The 15133-nt window shown below is 70.0% G+C and carries 12 protein-coding genes and 1 pseudogene; 10 read left to right on the top strand and 3 right to left on the bottom strand.

The features are described from left to right. Window positions 1–215 precede the first annotated feature (215 nt). Entirely contained in the window at window positions 216–1964 is a 1749-nt protein-coding gene (locus ACZ43N_RS32160) for a fatty acyl-AMP ligase (RefSeq protein WP_468102567.1), read from the bottom strand. Window positions 1965–2497: 533 nt separating this feature from the next. On the opposite strand from ACZ43N_RS32160, the pseudogene ACZ43N_RS32155 reads away from it, so the two are divergent. The 6 genes and pseudogenes from ACZ43N_RS32155 to ACZ43N_RS32130 all read left to right on the top strand — a co-directional run bounded on the left by ACZ43N_RS32155 (window position 2498) and on the right by ACZ43N_RS32130 (window position 8157). Then, a pseudogene (locus ACZ43N_RS32155) lies at window positions 2498–2750 on the top strand (type II toxin-antitoxin system Phd/YefM family antitoxin). Further along, window positions 2743–3006 (top strand): type II toxin-antitoxin system RelE family toxin, encoded by a 264-nt coding sequence (locus ACZ43N_RS32150; protein ID WP_468102566.1) that lies wholly within the window; start codon window positions 2743–2745, stop codon window positions 3004–3006. Before ACZ43N_RS32155 ends, ACZ43N_RS32150 begins: the two are co-directional and overlap by 8 nt. Window positions 3007–3326: 320 nt before the next feature. Next, window positions 3327–4412, top strand: coding sequence for an alpha/beta hydrolase (locus ACZ43N_RS32145; protein ID WP_468102565.1), 1086 nt, complete (start codon window positions 3327–3329; stop codon window positions 4410–4412). A gap of 8 nt (window positions 4413–4420) precedes the next feature. Continuing rightward, the gene (locus ACZ43N_RS32140) at window positions 4421–6187 is read left to right on the top strand and encodes an FAD-dependent oxidoreductase (RefSeq protein WP_468102564.1); all 1767 of its coding nucleotides are present in this window, start codon (window positions 4421–4423) and stop codon (window positions 6185–6187) included. A gap of 6 nt (window positions 6188–6193) precedes the next feature. Further along, entirely contained in the window at window positions 6194–7081 is an 888-nt protein-coding gene (locus ACZ43N_RS32135; RefSeq protein WP_468102563.1) for an intradiol ring-cleavage dioxygenase, read from the top strand. Between the two features lie 38 nt (window positions 7082–7119). Beyond that, window positions 7120–8157 carry a maleylacetate reductase gene (locus ACZ43N_RS32130; protein ID WP_468102579.1) on the top strand — a complete coding sequence of 346 codons (1038 nt, stop codon included), beginning with the start codon at window positions 7120–7122 and terminating at the stop codon, window positions 8155–8157. Window positions 8158–8163: 6 nt separating this feature from the next. Here the strand turns inward: ACZ43N_RS32130 and ACZ43N_RS32125 are convergent, their stop codons facing one another. Then, window positions 8164–9066: a LysR family transcriptional regulator gene (locus tag ACZ43N_RS32125; protein WP_468102562.1), complete on the bottom strand. Its 903-nt coding sequence runs from the start codon at window positions 9064–9066 to the stop codon at window positions 8164–8166. Between the two features lie 228 nt (window positions 9067–9294). On the opposite strand from ACZ43N_RS32125, the gene ACZ43N_RS32120 reads away from it, so the two are divergent. From ACZ43N_RS32120 to ACZ43N_RS32110, 3 genes are read left to right on the top strand one after another with little or no spacing between them, the layout of a single operon-like run. Further along, the gene (locus tag ACZ43N_RS32120; RefSeq protein WP_468102561.1) at window positions 9295–10536 is read left to right on the top strand and encodes an acyl-CoA dehydrogenase family protein; all 1242 of its coding nucleotides are present in this window, start codon (window positions 9295–9297) and stop codon (window positions 10534–10536) included. Beyond that, entirely contained in the window at window positions 10533–11105 is a 573-nt protein-coding gene (locus ACZ43N_RS32115; protein WP_468102560.1) for a flavin reductase family protein, read from the top strand. Before ACZ43N_RS32120 ends, ACZ43N_RS32115 begins: the two co-directional genes overlap by 4 nt. Window positions 11106–11131: 26 nt before the next feature. Next, on the top strand, window positions 11132–12661 hold the full coding sequence (locus ACZ43N_RS32110; RefSeq protein WP_468102559.1) for an acyl-CoA synthetase: 1530 nt from the start codon (window positions 11132–11134) through the stop codon (window positions 12659–12661). 385 nt (window positions 12662–13046) lie between these two features. Here ACZ43N_RS32110 and ychF read toward each other — a convergent pair whose 3' ends face one another. Then, the gene (gene ychF / locus ACZ43N_RS32105) at window positions 13047–14135 is read right to left on the bottom strand and encodes a redox-regulated ATPase YchF (RefSeq protein WP_468102558.1); all 1089 of its coding nucleotides are present in this window, start codon (window positions 14133–14135) and stop codon (window positions 13047–13049) included. 417 nt (window positions 14136–14552) lie between these two features. Between ychF and ACZ43N_RS32100 the strand changes: the two genes are divergently transcribed. Next, the gene (locus ACZ43N_RS32100; protein ID WP_468102557.1) at window positions 14553–15119 is read left to right on the top strand and encodes a DUF6542 domain-containing protein; all 567 of its coding nucleotides are present in this window, start codon (window positions 14553–14555) and stop codon (window positions 15117–15119) included. Window positions 15120–15133 lie beyond the last annotated feature (14 nt).

Genomic DNA, 15133 nt, shown 5'->3' with positions numbered 1-15133 from the left:
GGTTTCCTCGTGTGACTGGGCCCAGCCGCTCGGCCGGAGAACGCAAGGGGGCGCGCGAGCGGTGTACGGATGTATGGGGAACACGGAGGTGCTGGGCACACGGTTGGGGGGAATGAGGAGGCAGCGAACGCGGCCGACTCGATCCGGCCTGCACGGTGTGGGCACCGGGAGGTCACGGGGCATCCGGCCGGTGCGGGCGGCGGAGGCCGGGTACGTCATCGCGCCGCGAGTTCGCCGATCACGGCCAGGGAGCCACCGAGGTATGCCGCGCGGGAGGCACGGCGCTGGATCTTGCCGCTGGACGTCTTGGGGATGGTGCCGGGGTGGACCAGGACGACGTCACGCACCGACAGCCCGTGAGCCTCGCCGATCGCCTTGCGGATGCCGCTGGTGATGCTGCCGGACTGGTCCGCCGACTCCGGGGCCACCTCGGCGACGATGACCGGCTGTTCGCCTTCCGCCCCGTGCTCGCCCACCTCCACGGGGAACGCGGCGACGCAGCCGGGCCGTAGGGCCGGGTGGGACAACTCCGCCGAGACCTCCAGGTCCTGGGGATGGTGATTGCGGCCGTCGATCACCATCAGGTCCTTCAGCCGGCCCGTGACGAACAGTTCACCCTCACGCAGGAATCCGAGGTCACCGGTCCGCAGGAAGCGGGTGGCACCGTGCTCGCCCGAGCCGTCCTCCAGCGTGGCCCGGAACGTCTCCCGAGTCGCGACGGCGTTGCGCCAGTAGCCCTTGGCGACGCTGGCACCGGCCACCCAGATCTCGCCGACCTCGTTCTCGGGGAGTGCCCTGTGGCGCTCCGGGTCGGCGATCACCACGCTCATACCGGGGCCCGGCCGACCGCAGCTGACAGCCGCCGCGTCCGCCGCGCCCGCGTGCGGGCCCTTCTCGTCGGCCGCGAGCAGGTTCGGCGGTGTGCCCACGGTGTGGCCGCTGACCATCAAAGTGGCCTCGGCCAGTCCGTAACAGGGATACATGGCCTCGCGCCGGAATCCCGCTCTCCCGAAGGTCTCGGTGAACCGGCGCACAGTGGCGGCCCGCACCGGCTCGGCGCCGTTGAAGGCGAGCTTCCACCGGCTCAGGTCGAGCTGGTCGAGAAGTTCGGGCGTGGCGTGCTTCAGGCACAGCTCGAAGCCGAAGTTCGGGCCGCCGCTGGTGTGCGGGCGGTACTTCGTGATCGCGGTCAGCCAGCGCTCGGGTTTCTGCAGGAAGTGCAGGGGCGAGAAGAGCGTGGTCGTCGCACCGAGGTACAGGGTGTTCAGAACGGGGCCGATGAGGCCCATGTCGTGGTAGACGGGCAGCCAGCTGACGAACAGTTCGTTGTCGTACTCCGCGAGCACCTGCGGGGTGTGGCCCATCCGCTCGGTGATGACACGCTCGTTGTCCATCAGGTTGCCGTGCGTCACCATCACACCGCGCGGGGCCGAGGTGGAGCCCGAGGTGTACTGGAGGAAGGCGACCGAGTCGGCGCTGAGGCCGGGATCGTGCCAGGAGGCGGCCAGGTCGTCGGGGATGTCGTCGGTGACGACCTGGCTGATCTCCGCCAGGTCGGGCAGGTGCTGGGCCATGGTCGCCAGCGCCTCGGACACGCCGCGGCCGCTGAGGATCACCTTGGCCTCGGCATCGGACAGCAGGCGCTTCATACGGGTGAGGGCCCGGTGGTTCTGCGAGCGTCCCTGCGGAGGTACGCCCGGCACGGCCGTGACCCCGGCCGCGAGGCAGCCCAGGTACGCCGAAATGAACTCGATGCCGGGGGGATGGAGGAGTAACGCGCGGGAACCGGCGAGGCCACACTCCTGCAACCAGGCGGCGATCGCCTGTGCCCGGCCCGCCAGACGCGCGTACGAGATGTCCTGGACCTCCCCGTCGCTGTCACCGGTGACCAGATAGCGGTAGGCCGTCCGGTCCGGGTGCAGAGAGGCGTGCGCAGACAGTACATCGACGAGGGAATTGACCATATGTGTGCTTACACCTGCCTTGCGGGGCATCCTGAGGCCGGGGGACCCCAGCCGCCATCAAGCATGTGCAGAGACGCCCGTATCTGCGATGCTCTCTGTGAATTTCAATAACTCCCCTACAGTTCATGTGAGTTGAGCCTCAAGCGGCCGAAAGAGATGCCCTGCCGGCGGGTTACCGACCACATGACGTCGCGTCAGTCCACCCGTCGCCCGCCCCTGACGGATGACCGGTACCGATGTCGCGGCGGTCCGAGGATGTTGACGCCGCCTCGCCCGCGCAGTCACGGTCGCCGTCGGGCTGACGGACGACGGACGTACCGCCACCCTCGGACTGCGCGACGGCACCCCGGTCGCAGCGCCAGGCATCGCCGCCCCGGCTTCACCCCGACACCGCCGCGACCACCGTCGTGGCGGCGTCGGCAGCGCACTGAAGGCATTGATTGGCGACAACGCGTCCGCTGCCGCCGCCGACATCAGCGACGTCGGCCCGGACCGCGACCCCAGGACAAGGCCCCCGGCCGTACGGCAGCGGAGTGGAGTCCATCCGCGATGTCCGGGCACATCTGGCCGAGGTCGTGGAGCGGGCTGACCGCGACGACCTGCCCACGGGTGATCACGCGCCGGGGCAAGCAGGTGGCTGCCGTGGTGTCCATCGAAGTGCTCCGGAAATACCAGGAGTGGGAAGAGCGCGAGATCAACCGAATCATCGACGAGCGCATGGCCGACCCGGCTCCCGGCATCCCGATCGAGGACATCCTGCGGGAGACGCCGCCGCGCAGTGAGTGAGTACCGCACCGTCTTCCGACCCGAGGCTCAGGCCGAGCTCCGCAAGATCCCGCGAGACATGGCCCTCCGCATTCTGGCCAAGCTGACTGAGCTGGAGAGCGACCCACTGGGGTTCGACACCACGGCACTCGTCTCCCAGGCCGACCGGCGCCGCCTACGGGTGGGCGGCTACCGCGTGATCTACACGATCGACAACGGTGAGCTGGTGGTGTGGGCCGTGCACGCCGGGCATCGCTCCACCGTCTTCGACACCTGAGCGCTCCTGAGCCGGGTCGGAAAATCCAGCACCGATCCAGCACGGGGATCGATGAAGGGGCCGGGCTCCCACGAGCCCGGCCCCTTCTGACCTGCATGTTTGCCGCGTCAACGACGTGGTGTTATTTCATCCGCTCAGACGTTGCAGCGGAACTACCCACACCCTCGCCGCCACGCGCACCCTCCCCGGTGAGGCAGCCGCCCTCGGGAACGCTGATGAGCGCCATGCATCACGGCGTCCCCAACCGGCATTGGACCAGCCCGGAGCCGATCACCAATAGTGCTGGGCATGGGCGCAGACGCCGTGACGGAGGTTCGACGATGACCATCCCCCCACTCCCCGCAACCGCTGAGCCGGCCCGTGCCGCCTCGCCGTTGACGATCAGCGAGCAAGGCGCGTTCTGGGTCGGTGTCGGGCGCAAGCCGACCGAGGCCGGGACCGCCGCCGAGGCCGCGATGTACGTCCAGTACCAGATCCCGGCCGATCTCCGGCATCCGCTGCCCGTGGTGATGGTCCACGGGGGCGGCGGCCAGGGCTCGGACTACCTGTCGACGCCGGACGGGCGCCCCGGCTGGGCCACCCGGTTCCTCCAGGCCGGTTACGCCGTGTACGTGGTCGACCGTCCAGGTCACGGGCGCTCCCCGTACCACCCCGATGTCCTCGGGCCCATCGAGGGCGCGGCGCCGACGTACGAGTTCATCCGCTGGCTGTTCTGCGAGGGGGCGGGACGACCGGGCAGCCAGTGGCCCGGCAGCGGCGAGATCGGCGACGACTGTGCGCTGGACCAGTTGATGGCGAGCCAGGGCCCGACGCTGCCCACCTTCGCCGAGAACGAGGAGCAGATGCGGCGCTGCGGGGCCGAGTTGCTGGACCGTATCGGACCGGCCGTGCTGATCACCCACTCCATGGGGGGGCCGTTCGGCTGGCTGGTCGCCGATGCCCGGCCCGGGCTGGTGAAGGCCGTTGTCTCCGTCGAGCCGATCGGGCCGCCGTTCACCGAACTGCCCGGCCTCGGAAAGCTGGAGTGGGGGCTCACCGCGGCCCCGATCACTTACGAGCCGCCGGTACGGACCCCGGAGGAACTGCGCCTTCGGCTGCGCGAGGCGGGGGGCGACGGGCTGCAGGACTGTCTCGTCCAGGACGAAGAGGCAGGCGTCGTGCGGTCCCTGCCAGGGCTCCAGGGCTTCCCGATCGCCGTGGTCGCGGCCGACCACTCGCCGTTCGCGGCGTACCAGCACGGTGTCGCCGACTACCTCGCCCAAGCCGGTGCCGACGCCGAGTTGCTGCGCCTGGCGGACCTGGGGCTCACGGGCAACGGTCACCTGCCCATGGGTGAGAAGAACTCCGACGACGTGGCCGAGGCACTGATGACCTGGCTGGACAAGCGGCTGACGGATGGGGAGTAAACGTCCCGATGACAACCGTGCCAGCCGTGCCGACCGTCGAGACCGATGTGCTCATCGTGGGAAGCGGGCCCGCGGGAGCGAGCGCCGCACTGGCGCTGAGCACCTATGGCGTGCCGAACGTCATGGTCACCCGCTACTCACGCCTCGCTGACACGCCCCGGGCGCACATCACCAACCAGCGCACCATGGAAGTGCTGCGTGACCTGGGTGTCGAAGAGGAGGTGATCGCCCAGGCCACCCCGCAGCATCTGATGGGCAACACCGTCTTCTGCACCGCCGTCGCGGGTGAGGAGCTCGGCCGGCTGAGGTCCTGGGGCAACGAACCGCTCGTGCAGGCCGCGCACGAGCTGGCGAGCCCCACCCGCATGTGCGACATGCCGCAGCACCTCATGGAGCCGGTGCTCGTGAACGCGGCCACAGCACGCGGAAGCCGACTGCGGTTCGGCACCGAGTACCTGTCGCACGAGCAGGACGCCGACGGCGTGACCGCCCTGGTCCGCGACCGGCTGCGCGGCGACACGTACACCATCCGCGCCAAGTACCTGATCGGCGCGGACGGCGGCCGCAGCAAGGTGGCCGAGGACGCCGGGCTGCCGATGGGCGGCCAGATGGGCGTGGCCGGCAGCATCAACATCGTCTTCGACGCGGACCTCACCAAGTACGTGGCGCACCGACCCGCCACCCTCTACTGGGTGCTGGCGCCCGGCGCGACCGTGGGCGGCATCGGCGCCGGTCTGGTGCGCTGCGTACGGACGTGGAACGAGTGGCTGATCGTGTGGGGCTACGACGTCGACGCCGGGCCGCCGGACCTCACCGAGGAGTACGCCCTGTCCGTCGTCCGGGGGCTGATCGGCGACGACGAGATCCCGGTGACCATCAAGTCGTCCTCCGCGTGGACGGTCAACGAGATGTACGCCGAGACGTACTCCAGCGGCCGGGTGTTCTGCGCGGGCGACGCCTGCCACCGGCACCCACCGTCCAACGGGCTGGGCTCCAACACCTCCATCCAGGACTCCTACAACCTGGCGTGGAAGCTGAAGCTCGTCCTGGACGGCACCGCGTCCCCGTCCCTGCTGGACACCTACAGTGACGAGCGGGCACCGGTCGGCAGGCAGGTCGTCACCCGGGCCAACCAGTCCATCGGTGAGACGGCACCCGTCTTCGAGGCGCTCGGCGGCCTGGCGCCGCAGACCCCCGAGCAGCTGTGGCGGAACATCGCCGCCCGCAAGGACGCCACCACGGAGGCCGAGGAGCAGCGGGCGCGGCTGCGGGAGGCGATCGCCTTCAAGGCATACGAGTTCAACGCCCACGGCGTGGACCTCAACCAGCGCTACACCTCCGCCGCGATCGTCCCGGACGGCACCGAGGACCCCGGCTTCGCACGCGACCCCGAGCTGCACTTCCAGCCGAGCACCCGCCCCGGCGCCAAGCTCCCGCACGCCTGGCTCTCCGCGGGCACCCGCAATCTGTCCACCCTGGACCTGGGCGGGAACGGCCGGTTCACCCTGATCACCGGCATCGGCGGCGAGCCCTGGACGGAGGCCGCCCGCATCCTCGGCAAGGAGTTCGGCCTGGACATCGCCACGGCGGTCATCGGCCCCGGCCAGGAGTACGAGGACCCGTACGGGGACTGGGCCCGGCTGCGGGAGATCGGCGACTCGGGCGCACTGCTGGTACGGCCGGACAACCACGTGGCCTTCCGCCGCCAGGACGCCACCGGTGACGTCACGGCCGCACTGGGGGACGCACTGCGGCAGATCCTCGGGCGGGGCTGAGCGGCCATGGACCTCACCGCGAAGACCGCGACGACCGAGAAGACCGCGACGACGACGGCGGTGCTGGAAAGCTTCGCCCACACCTCCGATCCCCGACTGCGCGAGGTGCTGGTCTCTCTGACGCGTCACCTGCACGATTTCGTACGGGACATCGAGCCGACCCAGGCCGAGTGGGAGCGGGCGATCGACTTCCTCACCGCAACCGGGCACCTGTGCGACGACACCCGGCAGGAGTTCATCCTGCTGTCGGACGTCCTGGGTGTGTCGATGCTCGTCGAGACGATCAACGACCACAAGACGGCCGCCGCGACCGACTCGACGGTGCTCGGCCCCTTCCACATGACCGAGTCCCCGGTCCGTGAACTCGGGGCGAACATCGATCTGGTCGGCGGCGGCGAGCCGTGTGTGATCAGCGGACGGGTCGTCTCCGTCGACGGCACCCCGCTGCCCGCCGCGACGCTGGACGTGTGGCAGGCCGACGACCAGGGCTTCTACGACGTCCAGCAGCCGGAGAAGCAGCCGCCGGGCAATGGGCGCGGGCTGTTCACAGCGGACGCGGAGGGGCGGTTCTGGTTCCGCTCGTGCGTTCCGAGCCCGTATCCCATTCCGACGGACGGGCCGGTCGGCTCGCTGCTGGAGGCGACCGGCCGTCACCCCTACCGTCCCGCCCATGTCCACTTCATCGTGGGCGCCGAGGGGTACAGCCCGGTGACGACGCACATCTTCGTGGCAGGCAGCGACTATCTGGAGTCGGACGCCGTCTTCGCCGTGAAGGAGAGCCTGGTCGAGGAGTTCGTCGAGGTGGACTCCCCCGAGGAGGCCGCGGAGTTGGGCCTGGCCAACCCCTTCCGCCGGGCGCGCTTCGACATCGTGCTGCAACCGGTGATCGCGTGAGGGAACGCGCCCTGGACTTCACCTACCAGGCCCAGCCGATGCGCGTCCTCTTCCGGTCGGGTGCCGTCCCGGACGCGGTGCCCGACGAGGTCGCGCTTCTCGGCCTGCGCCGCGTCCTCGTGCTGTGCGACGACCACGGCCTGGACACGGCCCGTGCCGTCGCCGCGTCTCTCGGCGACGCCTGCGCCGGGCTGCACGCGGGGGCGGTGACGCACGTCCCGGTGGAGGTCGCCGACCTGGCCGTCGAAGCGGCTCGCGAAGCCTTGGCCGACGGCTGCGTGGCGGTCGGCGGCGGTTCCGTGACCGGCCTGGCCAAGGCCGTCGCGCTCAGGACCGGCCTGCCGATCGTCGCCGTCCCGACGACGTACGCCGGATCGGAGATGACACCCGTCTGGGGCCTGACCGAGGGCGCGGTCAAACGCACCGGGCACGACCCGAAGGTGTTGCCGCGCAGCGTCGTGTACGACCCGCTGCTCACGCTCACCATGCCGCCCGTGGGGTCCGCGACGAGCGGCATGAACGCGATCGCGCACGCCGTCGAGGCTCTGTACGCCCCGGACTCCACTCCGATCGTCTCCCTCATGGCGGAGGAGGGTGTGCGGGCGCTGGCCGCGGCCCTTCCCGAGATCGTCGCCGACCCCTCGCGGCATGACGCGCGCAGCCGCGCGCTGTACGGGGCATGGCTGTGCGGTGCGTGTCTCGGCGCCACCACCATGGGGCTGCACCACAAGCTCTGCCATGTGCTCGGCGGCACCTTCGACCTGCCGCACGCCGAGACACACGCCGTCGTCCTGCCCCATGTGCTGGCCTTCAACGCGCCGGCGGTTCCCGAGGCACTGGCGGCGCTGCGCCGGGCGCTCGATGTCCCGGATCCGGTACGGGAGTTGCACGAGCTGGGCGAGCGGCTGGGCATCCCGCGATCGCTCGCCGACCTGGGCCTGACCGCCGCCGACGTGGACCGTGCGGTCGATGTCGCTCTCGGGGCGCCGTACGCGAATCCCCGCCCGGCCTCCGCCGACGATCTGCGCGCCGTCCTGCACGCGGCCTGGGCGGGCGAGCCGCCGCACGGCGGCTGACCCCTCCTACTGGGAGATCTCGGCGTACGGAACGCCGGTCGCGCGTCGGGCCACCCGGCGTGCGACCTCGGCGAACGCCGGGGCGGCGGGCGAGTGACCGGCCTCCGGAAACACGACGGCGGCCACCAAACCGAGGGGCTCCTTCGGAGCGACGTTATGCACTCCCGGGTGCGGGAACATCCGGGTGGCCGACAGCGGCATCAGTCCCACCATGTGCTGGTAGGCGATCTTCAAGGACACGTCCTGGGCCGAGCGGGCGTGGAAGCCGACCGTCGGGGCGTCGTCGTCCCCGTTTCGTCCGCCCACCCAGAAGTCGAGGCCCGGCTCGGGGGTGACCCAGGGCTGATCGAAGACCTCGGTCACGTCCACCGCGGCTGCCCCAGCCAGCGGATGCCCCTTCCACAGCGCGAGGGAAGCGGGCTCGGTGAAGATCGGTACGCGTGTCACGCCCGGCATGTCGACGTTCAGGGGCAACAGCGCCACGTCGTACTCGCCGGCCAGCAGCGGGGCGAGACCCTGGTGGAAGTCCGCTTCATGTACCCGGACCGTGACGCTGGGATACCGCTCGCAGAACGCCTCGATGACCGGATGAGTGAGTTCGGCCAGAGCCACGCCGTAGCACGCGACCCGCACCTCGTCCCGTCGCCTGGCCCGGATGGCGCCCGCGGCGGCGGCGAGCCGGTCGGCGTCGGCCAGCACCTCGCCCGCCCGTTCGAGCAGTTCCGCGCCGTCGGCGGTGAGCGCCACATGCCGTTTGTCGCGGTCGAACAGCTGAACACCCAGCTCACGCTCGAGGGCGGCGATCGATCGCGTCAGCGCTGGCTGGGTGAGGTGCAGACGCTCGGCGGCGACCCGGTAATTCAAGGTCTCGGCGAGCGCCGAGAAATGGCGCAAGTTCCGGAGTTCCACTCAGCCCTCCAGAAAGGCGAGGTCCACGGCGTTGTGGTCCGCGCCAGGTTACAGCGCGCTTCCCCGCACGTCACCAGGCAGAAATGTGCGGCATTCCCGTCACCCCCTCCGACCTGCTGTGATGCACGGCATTCATCAAGCCCGCAGTTACCGGCATTGGACGGTCCCTCGCCGCGCCGCCAACACTCGCTTCAGGCCGACCCAGAACAGCAGCGGATGGGGTGCGAATTGTCCGAGACAACCGAGGCAGCCGAGAAAATCATCGAAATTCCGCAGCCGGAGCCGGAGCTGACACCGGAGGAACTGGTGCGCCGGGCCGCCGGCATGAGGGCCTGGCTTCGTGATCATCAGGACGAGACCGAACAGCGGACCGGTATCTCCGAGGACACGCACAAGGCGTTCCTGGAGGCGGGTTTCTACCGGTCCCTCCAGCCACGCCGCTTCGGCGGTTACGAGTTCGACCTGCGGACCTACTCCCGGATGGTCACCGAGGTGGCCCGCGGCTGCCCGTCCAGCGGCTGGAACCTGTGTCTGGCCGCCTCCCACAGCCTGGTGGTGGCCGGCCGCTTCCCCGAGAGCATCCAGCGCGAGGTGTTCGGGCCGGACGGTGACTTCCGGGCCCCGCTGCCGATCGCCCCGAGCGCCACCGCGAGGAGGACCCCCGACGGGTACCTGGTCAACGGCCGCTGGGACTACTCCTCCGGAGTCAACGTCTCCACGCACTTCCTGGGTGGCGTGCTCATCATCGACGAAGAGGGCGGCATACCCACGCCGGGCATGGTGCTCGTGCCCTCCGACTGGCGGATGCTCGACAACTGGGGCGAGATCCTGGGCTTCCGCGGCAGCGGCTCCAACAGCGTCGTGGCCGAGGACGTCCTCGTACCGTACGAGTACGTGTCCAGGACCCACCTCGGGGCGACCGACGCCACCGGCGGGCCGGGTGTGGAACTGCACGGCAACCCGATGTACGCGGGCCGGCTGATGTCGTTCTTCAACATCCAGCTGTGTTCGATCGTGGCGGGCACCGCCTGGGCCGCAGTCGACGAGTACCGGCGGATCATCACCACCAAGAACAGCCTGCTGCCGCCCTTCAAGCCGCGCAGCCACGATCCGGAACACCAGCGCAACCTCGGCCTGGCAACGGCCCTGGCCGACAGCGCGCAGCGGATCATCCTGTCGGTCGCCGACGACTACATCGCGTACGCCGCCCGGGGCCTGGCAGGGGGCGAGCCCTTCTCCGAACTGGACGACCAGGCCCTCTCCGTCACGGCCCGGCAGTCCGGCCAACTCGCCTGCCAGGCCGTCGAGATGCTGGCCTCGGCCAGTGGCTCCAGCGCGCTGGCGAACGGCGAGCGCATGCAGCGGTACCTGCGCGACGTCGCCACGTACAAGACACACATCAACGCACAGCACGGCTCGTGGGCCACGGCGTACGCCCGTTCTCTGCTCGGGCTGGAGACCCCGGCGTGAACCGGCAGACGCCCGCCGCGACGGCGCCCGGCGGTGGCCCGGCGGACGACCCCGGCCTGTTCCGGCACGTGCTCGGCCACTACCCGACGGGTGTCACGGTGGTCACCGCGAAGGAACCCGACGGCACCCCGGTCGGCATGGTCATCGGCTCGTTCACCTCGGTGTCCCTCGACCCCCCGCTCGTCTCGTTCTTCCCCGGCTGCTCCTCCACCACCTGGCCAAAGATCATGGCCGGCGGCGCTTTCTGCGTGAACGTGCTGGCCGCCGGCCAGGAGGGCCTCTGCCGGGATGTCAGCGCCAAGGCCCCCGACGTCTTCGACCGCCACCCGTGGCGCGGCGCGCCCTCGGGCAGCCCCGTCCTGGCGGGCGTCGCCGCCTGGATCGACTGCGACATCGCCGACGTGTGGACCCTCGGCGACCACTACTTCGTCCTCGGCCGCGTACGGGAACTCGGGGTGGAGAAGACCGGCGTCTCGCCGCTGGTCTTCTCCCGGGGGCGGCTCGCCCCGTTGCCGCCCCGCCGGGACCACGACGAATCGGCCGACTACACATGGCCCGACTGGTTCTGAGAGCTCTGAGAGAAAAGAGACGCACCATGCGCAATCAAGGGCTCGGCTCATGGCCCGCGCGGCGTGCCCGCATGGCACCGGAGGCCACCGCCGTCGTGCACGACGGTGGATCCCTGTCGTACGGAAAGCTGGCCGCGCGCGTGACGCGCCTCGCGCACGCCCTGCGTGCCCTGGGGGTCGGGCACGGCGACCGGGTGGCCTACCTCGGCGCGAACCATCCGGCCCTGGTGGAGACCCTGTTCGCCACGAACGCGCTGGGCGCCGTCTTCGTCCCGCTCAACACCCGCCTCGCGGCACCCGAGTTGGCCTTCATCCTGGGCGACTCGGGAGCGGCGGTGCTGGTGTTCGGGGCCGAACTCACCGACGTCGTCGACGCGTTCAGGGACGACGTCGAGGTGAAGCACTACGTCGAGGTGGGGAAGGCGTACGAGGAGCTACTCGCGAGCGCGCCGGACAACCCCCTGGACGAGGCGGTCGGCCTCGACGAGGTGTGCATGATCCAGTACACCTCCGGCACCAGCGGCCGTCCCAAGGGCGTCATGCTCACCCACGCCAACATCGCCTGGAACTGCTTCAACATCCTGCTGGACGTGGACATCGCTTCCGACGACGTCGCTCTGGTGGTGGCACCGATGTTCCACACCGCCGCCCTCAACACCGTCTTCCTGCCGGGCTTCCTCAAAGGAGGGACGTCGGTGCTGATGGGCGGTTTCGACCCGGAACGAGTGCTCGACGTCATCGCCGAGCACCGGGTGACGAGGATGTTCGGCGTGCCCGCGATGTACCAGGCCATGGCCCGGTCGTCGCGGTGGGCGACGGCCGACCTGTCGTCGATCCGGATCCTGATGTGCGCGGCGGCACCCGTGCCCAAGGCCCTCATCCACACATACCAGGACCGTGGCCTGACCTTCCTCCAGGCGTACGGCCTGACCGAGACCGCTCCCGCCGCGCTGGGCCTGCGCGCGCGGGACAGCATCCGCAAGGCCGGCTCGGCCGGCACACCCTGCTTCTTCACCGACGTACGCGTGGTGCGGCCCGACCTCACCGATGTCGCACCGGGCGAGGTCGGCGAGGTGATCATCGCGGGCCTCAATGTGATGAAGGGCTACTGGCAGTGGCCCGAAGCGACCAAGGACGCCTTCGTGGACGGAAGTTGGTTCCGCTCCGGTGACGCGGCCACTGTCGACGAGGAGGGGTACGTCACGATCGTCGACCGGATCAAGGACATGTACATCTCCGGCGGGGAGAACGTCTACCCCGCAGAGGTCGAGCAACTCCTCTACCAGCATCCCGCGGTCGCCGAATGCGCGGTGATCGGCGTACCCGACGAACGATGGGGCGAAGTGGGCAGAGCGCTGGTCGTGCCCCGCGCGGGCGCCGACGTGTCGCCCGACGACATCATGGACTCCCTGTCCGGCCGACTCGCCAAGTACAAGCTCCCCAAGTCGGTCGTCCTCGTGGACGCCCTGCCCCGCAACGCCACCGGCAAGATCCTCAAGGCCCGCCTGCGCAGCCAGTACGGCTCCCTGTCAGACCGCGGCGCCGAGGAGGCATGACGCCAGGCCAGGGAACCCGAACACTCCACGCCACACGGTCACCACATCGTTCGCCGACAGTGGCGGGGGTCTCGCCTCCCTGCGGGCCCCACGCGAAAACCGGTGGACGGCCCCATGCCCCCCGGCCCCGGGACCCTCGCCACCCGCAAGACGGAGCGCCATCGCCTCCGCCACGTGAACGAAGGCCGTCACGGGCCACGAGACGTTGCTCGGCCGCAGGCCAGGCTCTGGACAGTGCTCGCCCCAGCACGGGCGCTCTCATCCTTCCCAGCACGAATCCAGCACCTATCCAGCACGGCAAAAATCAAGGGGCCTGACCCCAAAGAGTCAGACCCCTGTTGATCGGCATGTTTGCCGGATCAGCGAAGTGGCGCTAAATCACCCGCTAGACATTGAAGCGGAACTCCACCACATCCCCGTCCTGCATCACATAGTCCTTGCCCTCCATGCGGGCCTTGCCCTTGGCGCGGGCCTCGGCGACCGAGCCGGTCTCGACGAGGTCGCCGAAGGAGATGACCTCCGCCTTGATGAAGCCCTTCTGGAAGTCCGTGTGGATGACGCCGGCGGCCTCGGGGGCGGTGGCGCCCTTCTTGATCGTCCAGGCGCGGGACTCCTTGGGGCCTGCCGTGAGGTAGGTCTGGAGGCCGAGCGTGTCGAAGCCGACCCGGGCGAGGGTGGCGAGGCCGGGCTCGTCGGCGCCGACGGACTGGAGGAGTTCGAGGGCGTCCTCCTCGTCCAGCTCGGCGAGGTCCGCCTCCAGCTTGGCGTTGAGGAAGATCGCCTCGGCGGGGGCCACCAGCGCGCGCTGCTCGTTCTTGAAGTCCTCGTCGACCAATTCCTCCTCGTCGACGTTGAAGACGTACAGGAACGGCTTCGTCGTCAGCAGGTGCAGGTCGTGGAGGAGCTCGTTGCGCTCGCTGCCCTGGACGATCCCGTGCGCGAAGAGGGTGTCGCCCTTCTCCAGGATCTCCTTGGCCTCCTCGACGGCCTTGACCTTGGGCGCGATGTCCTTCTTGATGCGCGACTCCTTCTGGAGACGCGGCAGGACCTTCTCGATGGTCTGGAGGTCGGCGAGGATCAGCTCGGTGTTGATCGTCTCGATGTCGTCCTTGGGCGAGACCTTGCCGTCGACGTGGACGACGTTCTCGTCCTTGAAGGCACGGATGACCTGGCAGATCGCGTCGGACTCACGGATGTTCGCCAGGAACTTGTTGCCGAGGCCCTCGCCCTCGCTGGCGCCGCGCACGATGCCCGCGATGTCGACGAAGTCGACGGTCGCCGGGAGGACGCGCTGCGACCCGAAGATCTCGGCCAGCTTGGTGAGGCGTTCGTCGGGGACGCCGACGACACCGACGTTCGGCTCGATCGTGGCGAACGGGTAGTTGGCCGCCAGCACGTCGTTCTTGGTCAGGGCGTTGAACAGGGTCGACTTGCCGACGTTGGGCAGACCGACGATTCCGATCGTGAGCGACACGTTTGCGACTTCCCGTACGTAGGAGGGCCAGGCGGCCGGGGGCCTGGGGCGGCGGGGCCTGGGGGTGCGGTCCGGCGGAACGTGCCCCAGGGGCCAGGGGGCTGGCCGGTCCCCCAGTTTACGGCGTGCCCGCGCGCGGCCCGGCGACGTATCGAACGCTTGGCCAAGGTCCCCTCCCCGGCGTGTCTGTGGACCGATTCGGCACATTAACCGACCTAAGTTGGTCAAGTGGAGCAGCACAGGACGCATCCCCCTCGGACCGGACCGCAGCGCAGCACCCCCTTTCCGCCGCAGGTGGCCAGAGGTGGCCGGACACCGGGCAGCGCGGAGACTCCGCGTCGCGCCCCGGTCGTCGGGCGCGCACCCCTTCCAGCCCCGGCGCGAACCGTGCGGCGCGTCACCAGCGCCATGCGCCGGATGCCCAATCCCCGCCTCACCGGCCTGGGTGGCGGCCTCTTCTGCGCGCTGTCGATGTTCACGCTCGCCTGCCTCGACCGGCTGCTGTTCGATGCGTCACTCACGCTGTACGGGCTACTGTTCCTGCCGGTCAGCGCCTTGACCGCGGTGTGGGTGCGACGAGCGGACCTCGTGAGCGGGCCGGTGATCGTGCCCATCGCCTTCGCGGCCGGACTGCCGCCGATCGCCGACGGCGAGGGCGGGCCCGCCGGGTATCTCATGGGGCTGGTCACCACCCTCGCCGTGACAGCGGGCTGGCTCTACGGCGGCACACTCGTCGCCGGCGTCATCGTGACCGTGCGCAAGCTGCGGCTGATGGCCCGGCGGGCGGCCGAGCGGGAGTGGGAGCGGGCCAGGGAGCAGAGGAGAGTGGGGGCGGAGGGAAGGGAGCCGGAAGGGCACCGAGGGTACGGGCGACCGGGAACTCCGGGCGCCCAGCCCCGCCCCTCGTACGACCGCGCCGCGGCCCGGCCCCGGCCCATGAGGCCCCCGGCCCAGCCCCGTCGCACGGTGCCCCGCGGCTCCTGACCCGCCGCCGGACG

This window comes from Streptomyces sp. NPDC030814, from assembly GCF_055572155.1.
Note: the sequence above shows the minus strand (reverse complement) of the source record. Positions and strands in the feature narration are given on the sequence as shown.

What these genes read in the sequence shown, in the direction of transcription:
- ACZ43N_RS32160 (WP_468102567.1), bottom strand. Translation starts at nt 1,964, where the DNA reads ATGGTCAATTCCCTCGTCGATGTACTGTCTGCGCACGCCTCTCTGCAC.
- ACZ43N_RS32145 (WP_468102565.1), top strand. Translation starts at nt 3,327, where the DNA reads ATGACCATCCCCCCACTCCCCGCAACCGCTGAGCCGGCCCGTGCCGCC.
- ACZ43N_RS32140 (WP_468102564.1), top strand. Translation starts at nt 4,421, where the DNA reads ATGACAACCGTGCCAGCCGTGCCGACCGTCGAGACCGATGTGCTCATC.
- ACZ43N_RS32135 (WP_468102563.1), top strand. Translation starts at nt 6,194, where the DNA reads ATGGACCTCACCGCGAAGACCGCGACGACCGAGAAGACCGCGACGACG.
- ACZ43N_RS32130 (WP_468102579.1), top strand. Translation starts at nt 7,120, where the DNA reads ATGCGCGTCCTCTTCCGGTCGGGTGCCGTCCCGGACGCGGTGCCCGAC.
- ACZ43N_RS32110 (WP_468102559.1), top strand. Translation starts at nt 11,132, where the DNA reads ATGCGCAATCAAGGGCTCGGCTCATGGCCCGCGCGGCGTGCCCGCATG.
- ACZ43N_RS32100 (WP_468102557.1), top strand. Translation starts at nt 14,553, where the DNA reads ATGCCCAATCCCCGCCTCACCGGCCTGGGTGGCGGCCTCTTCTGCGCG.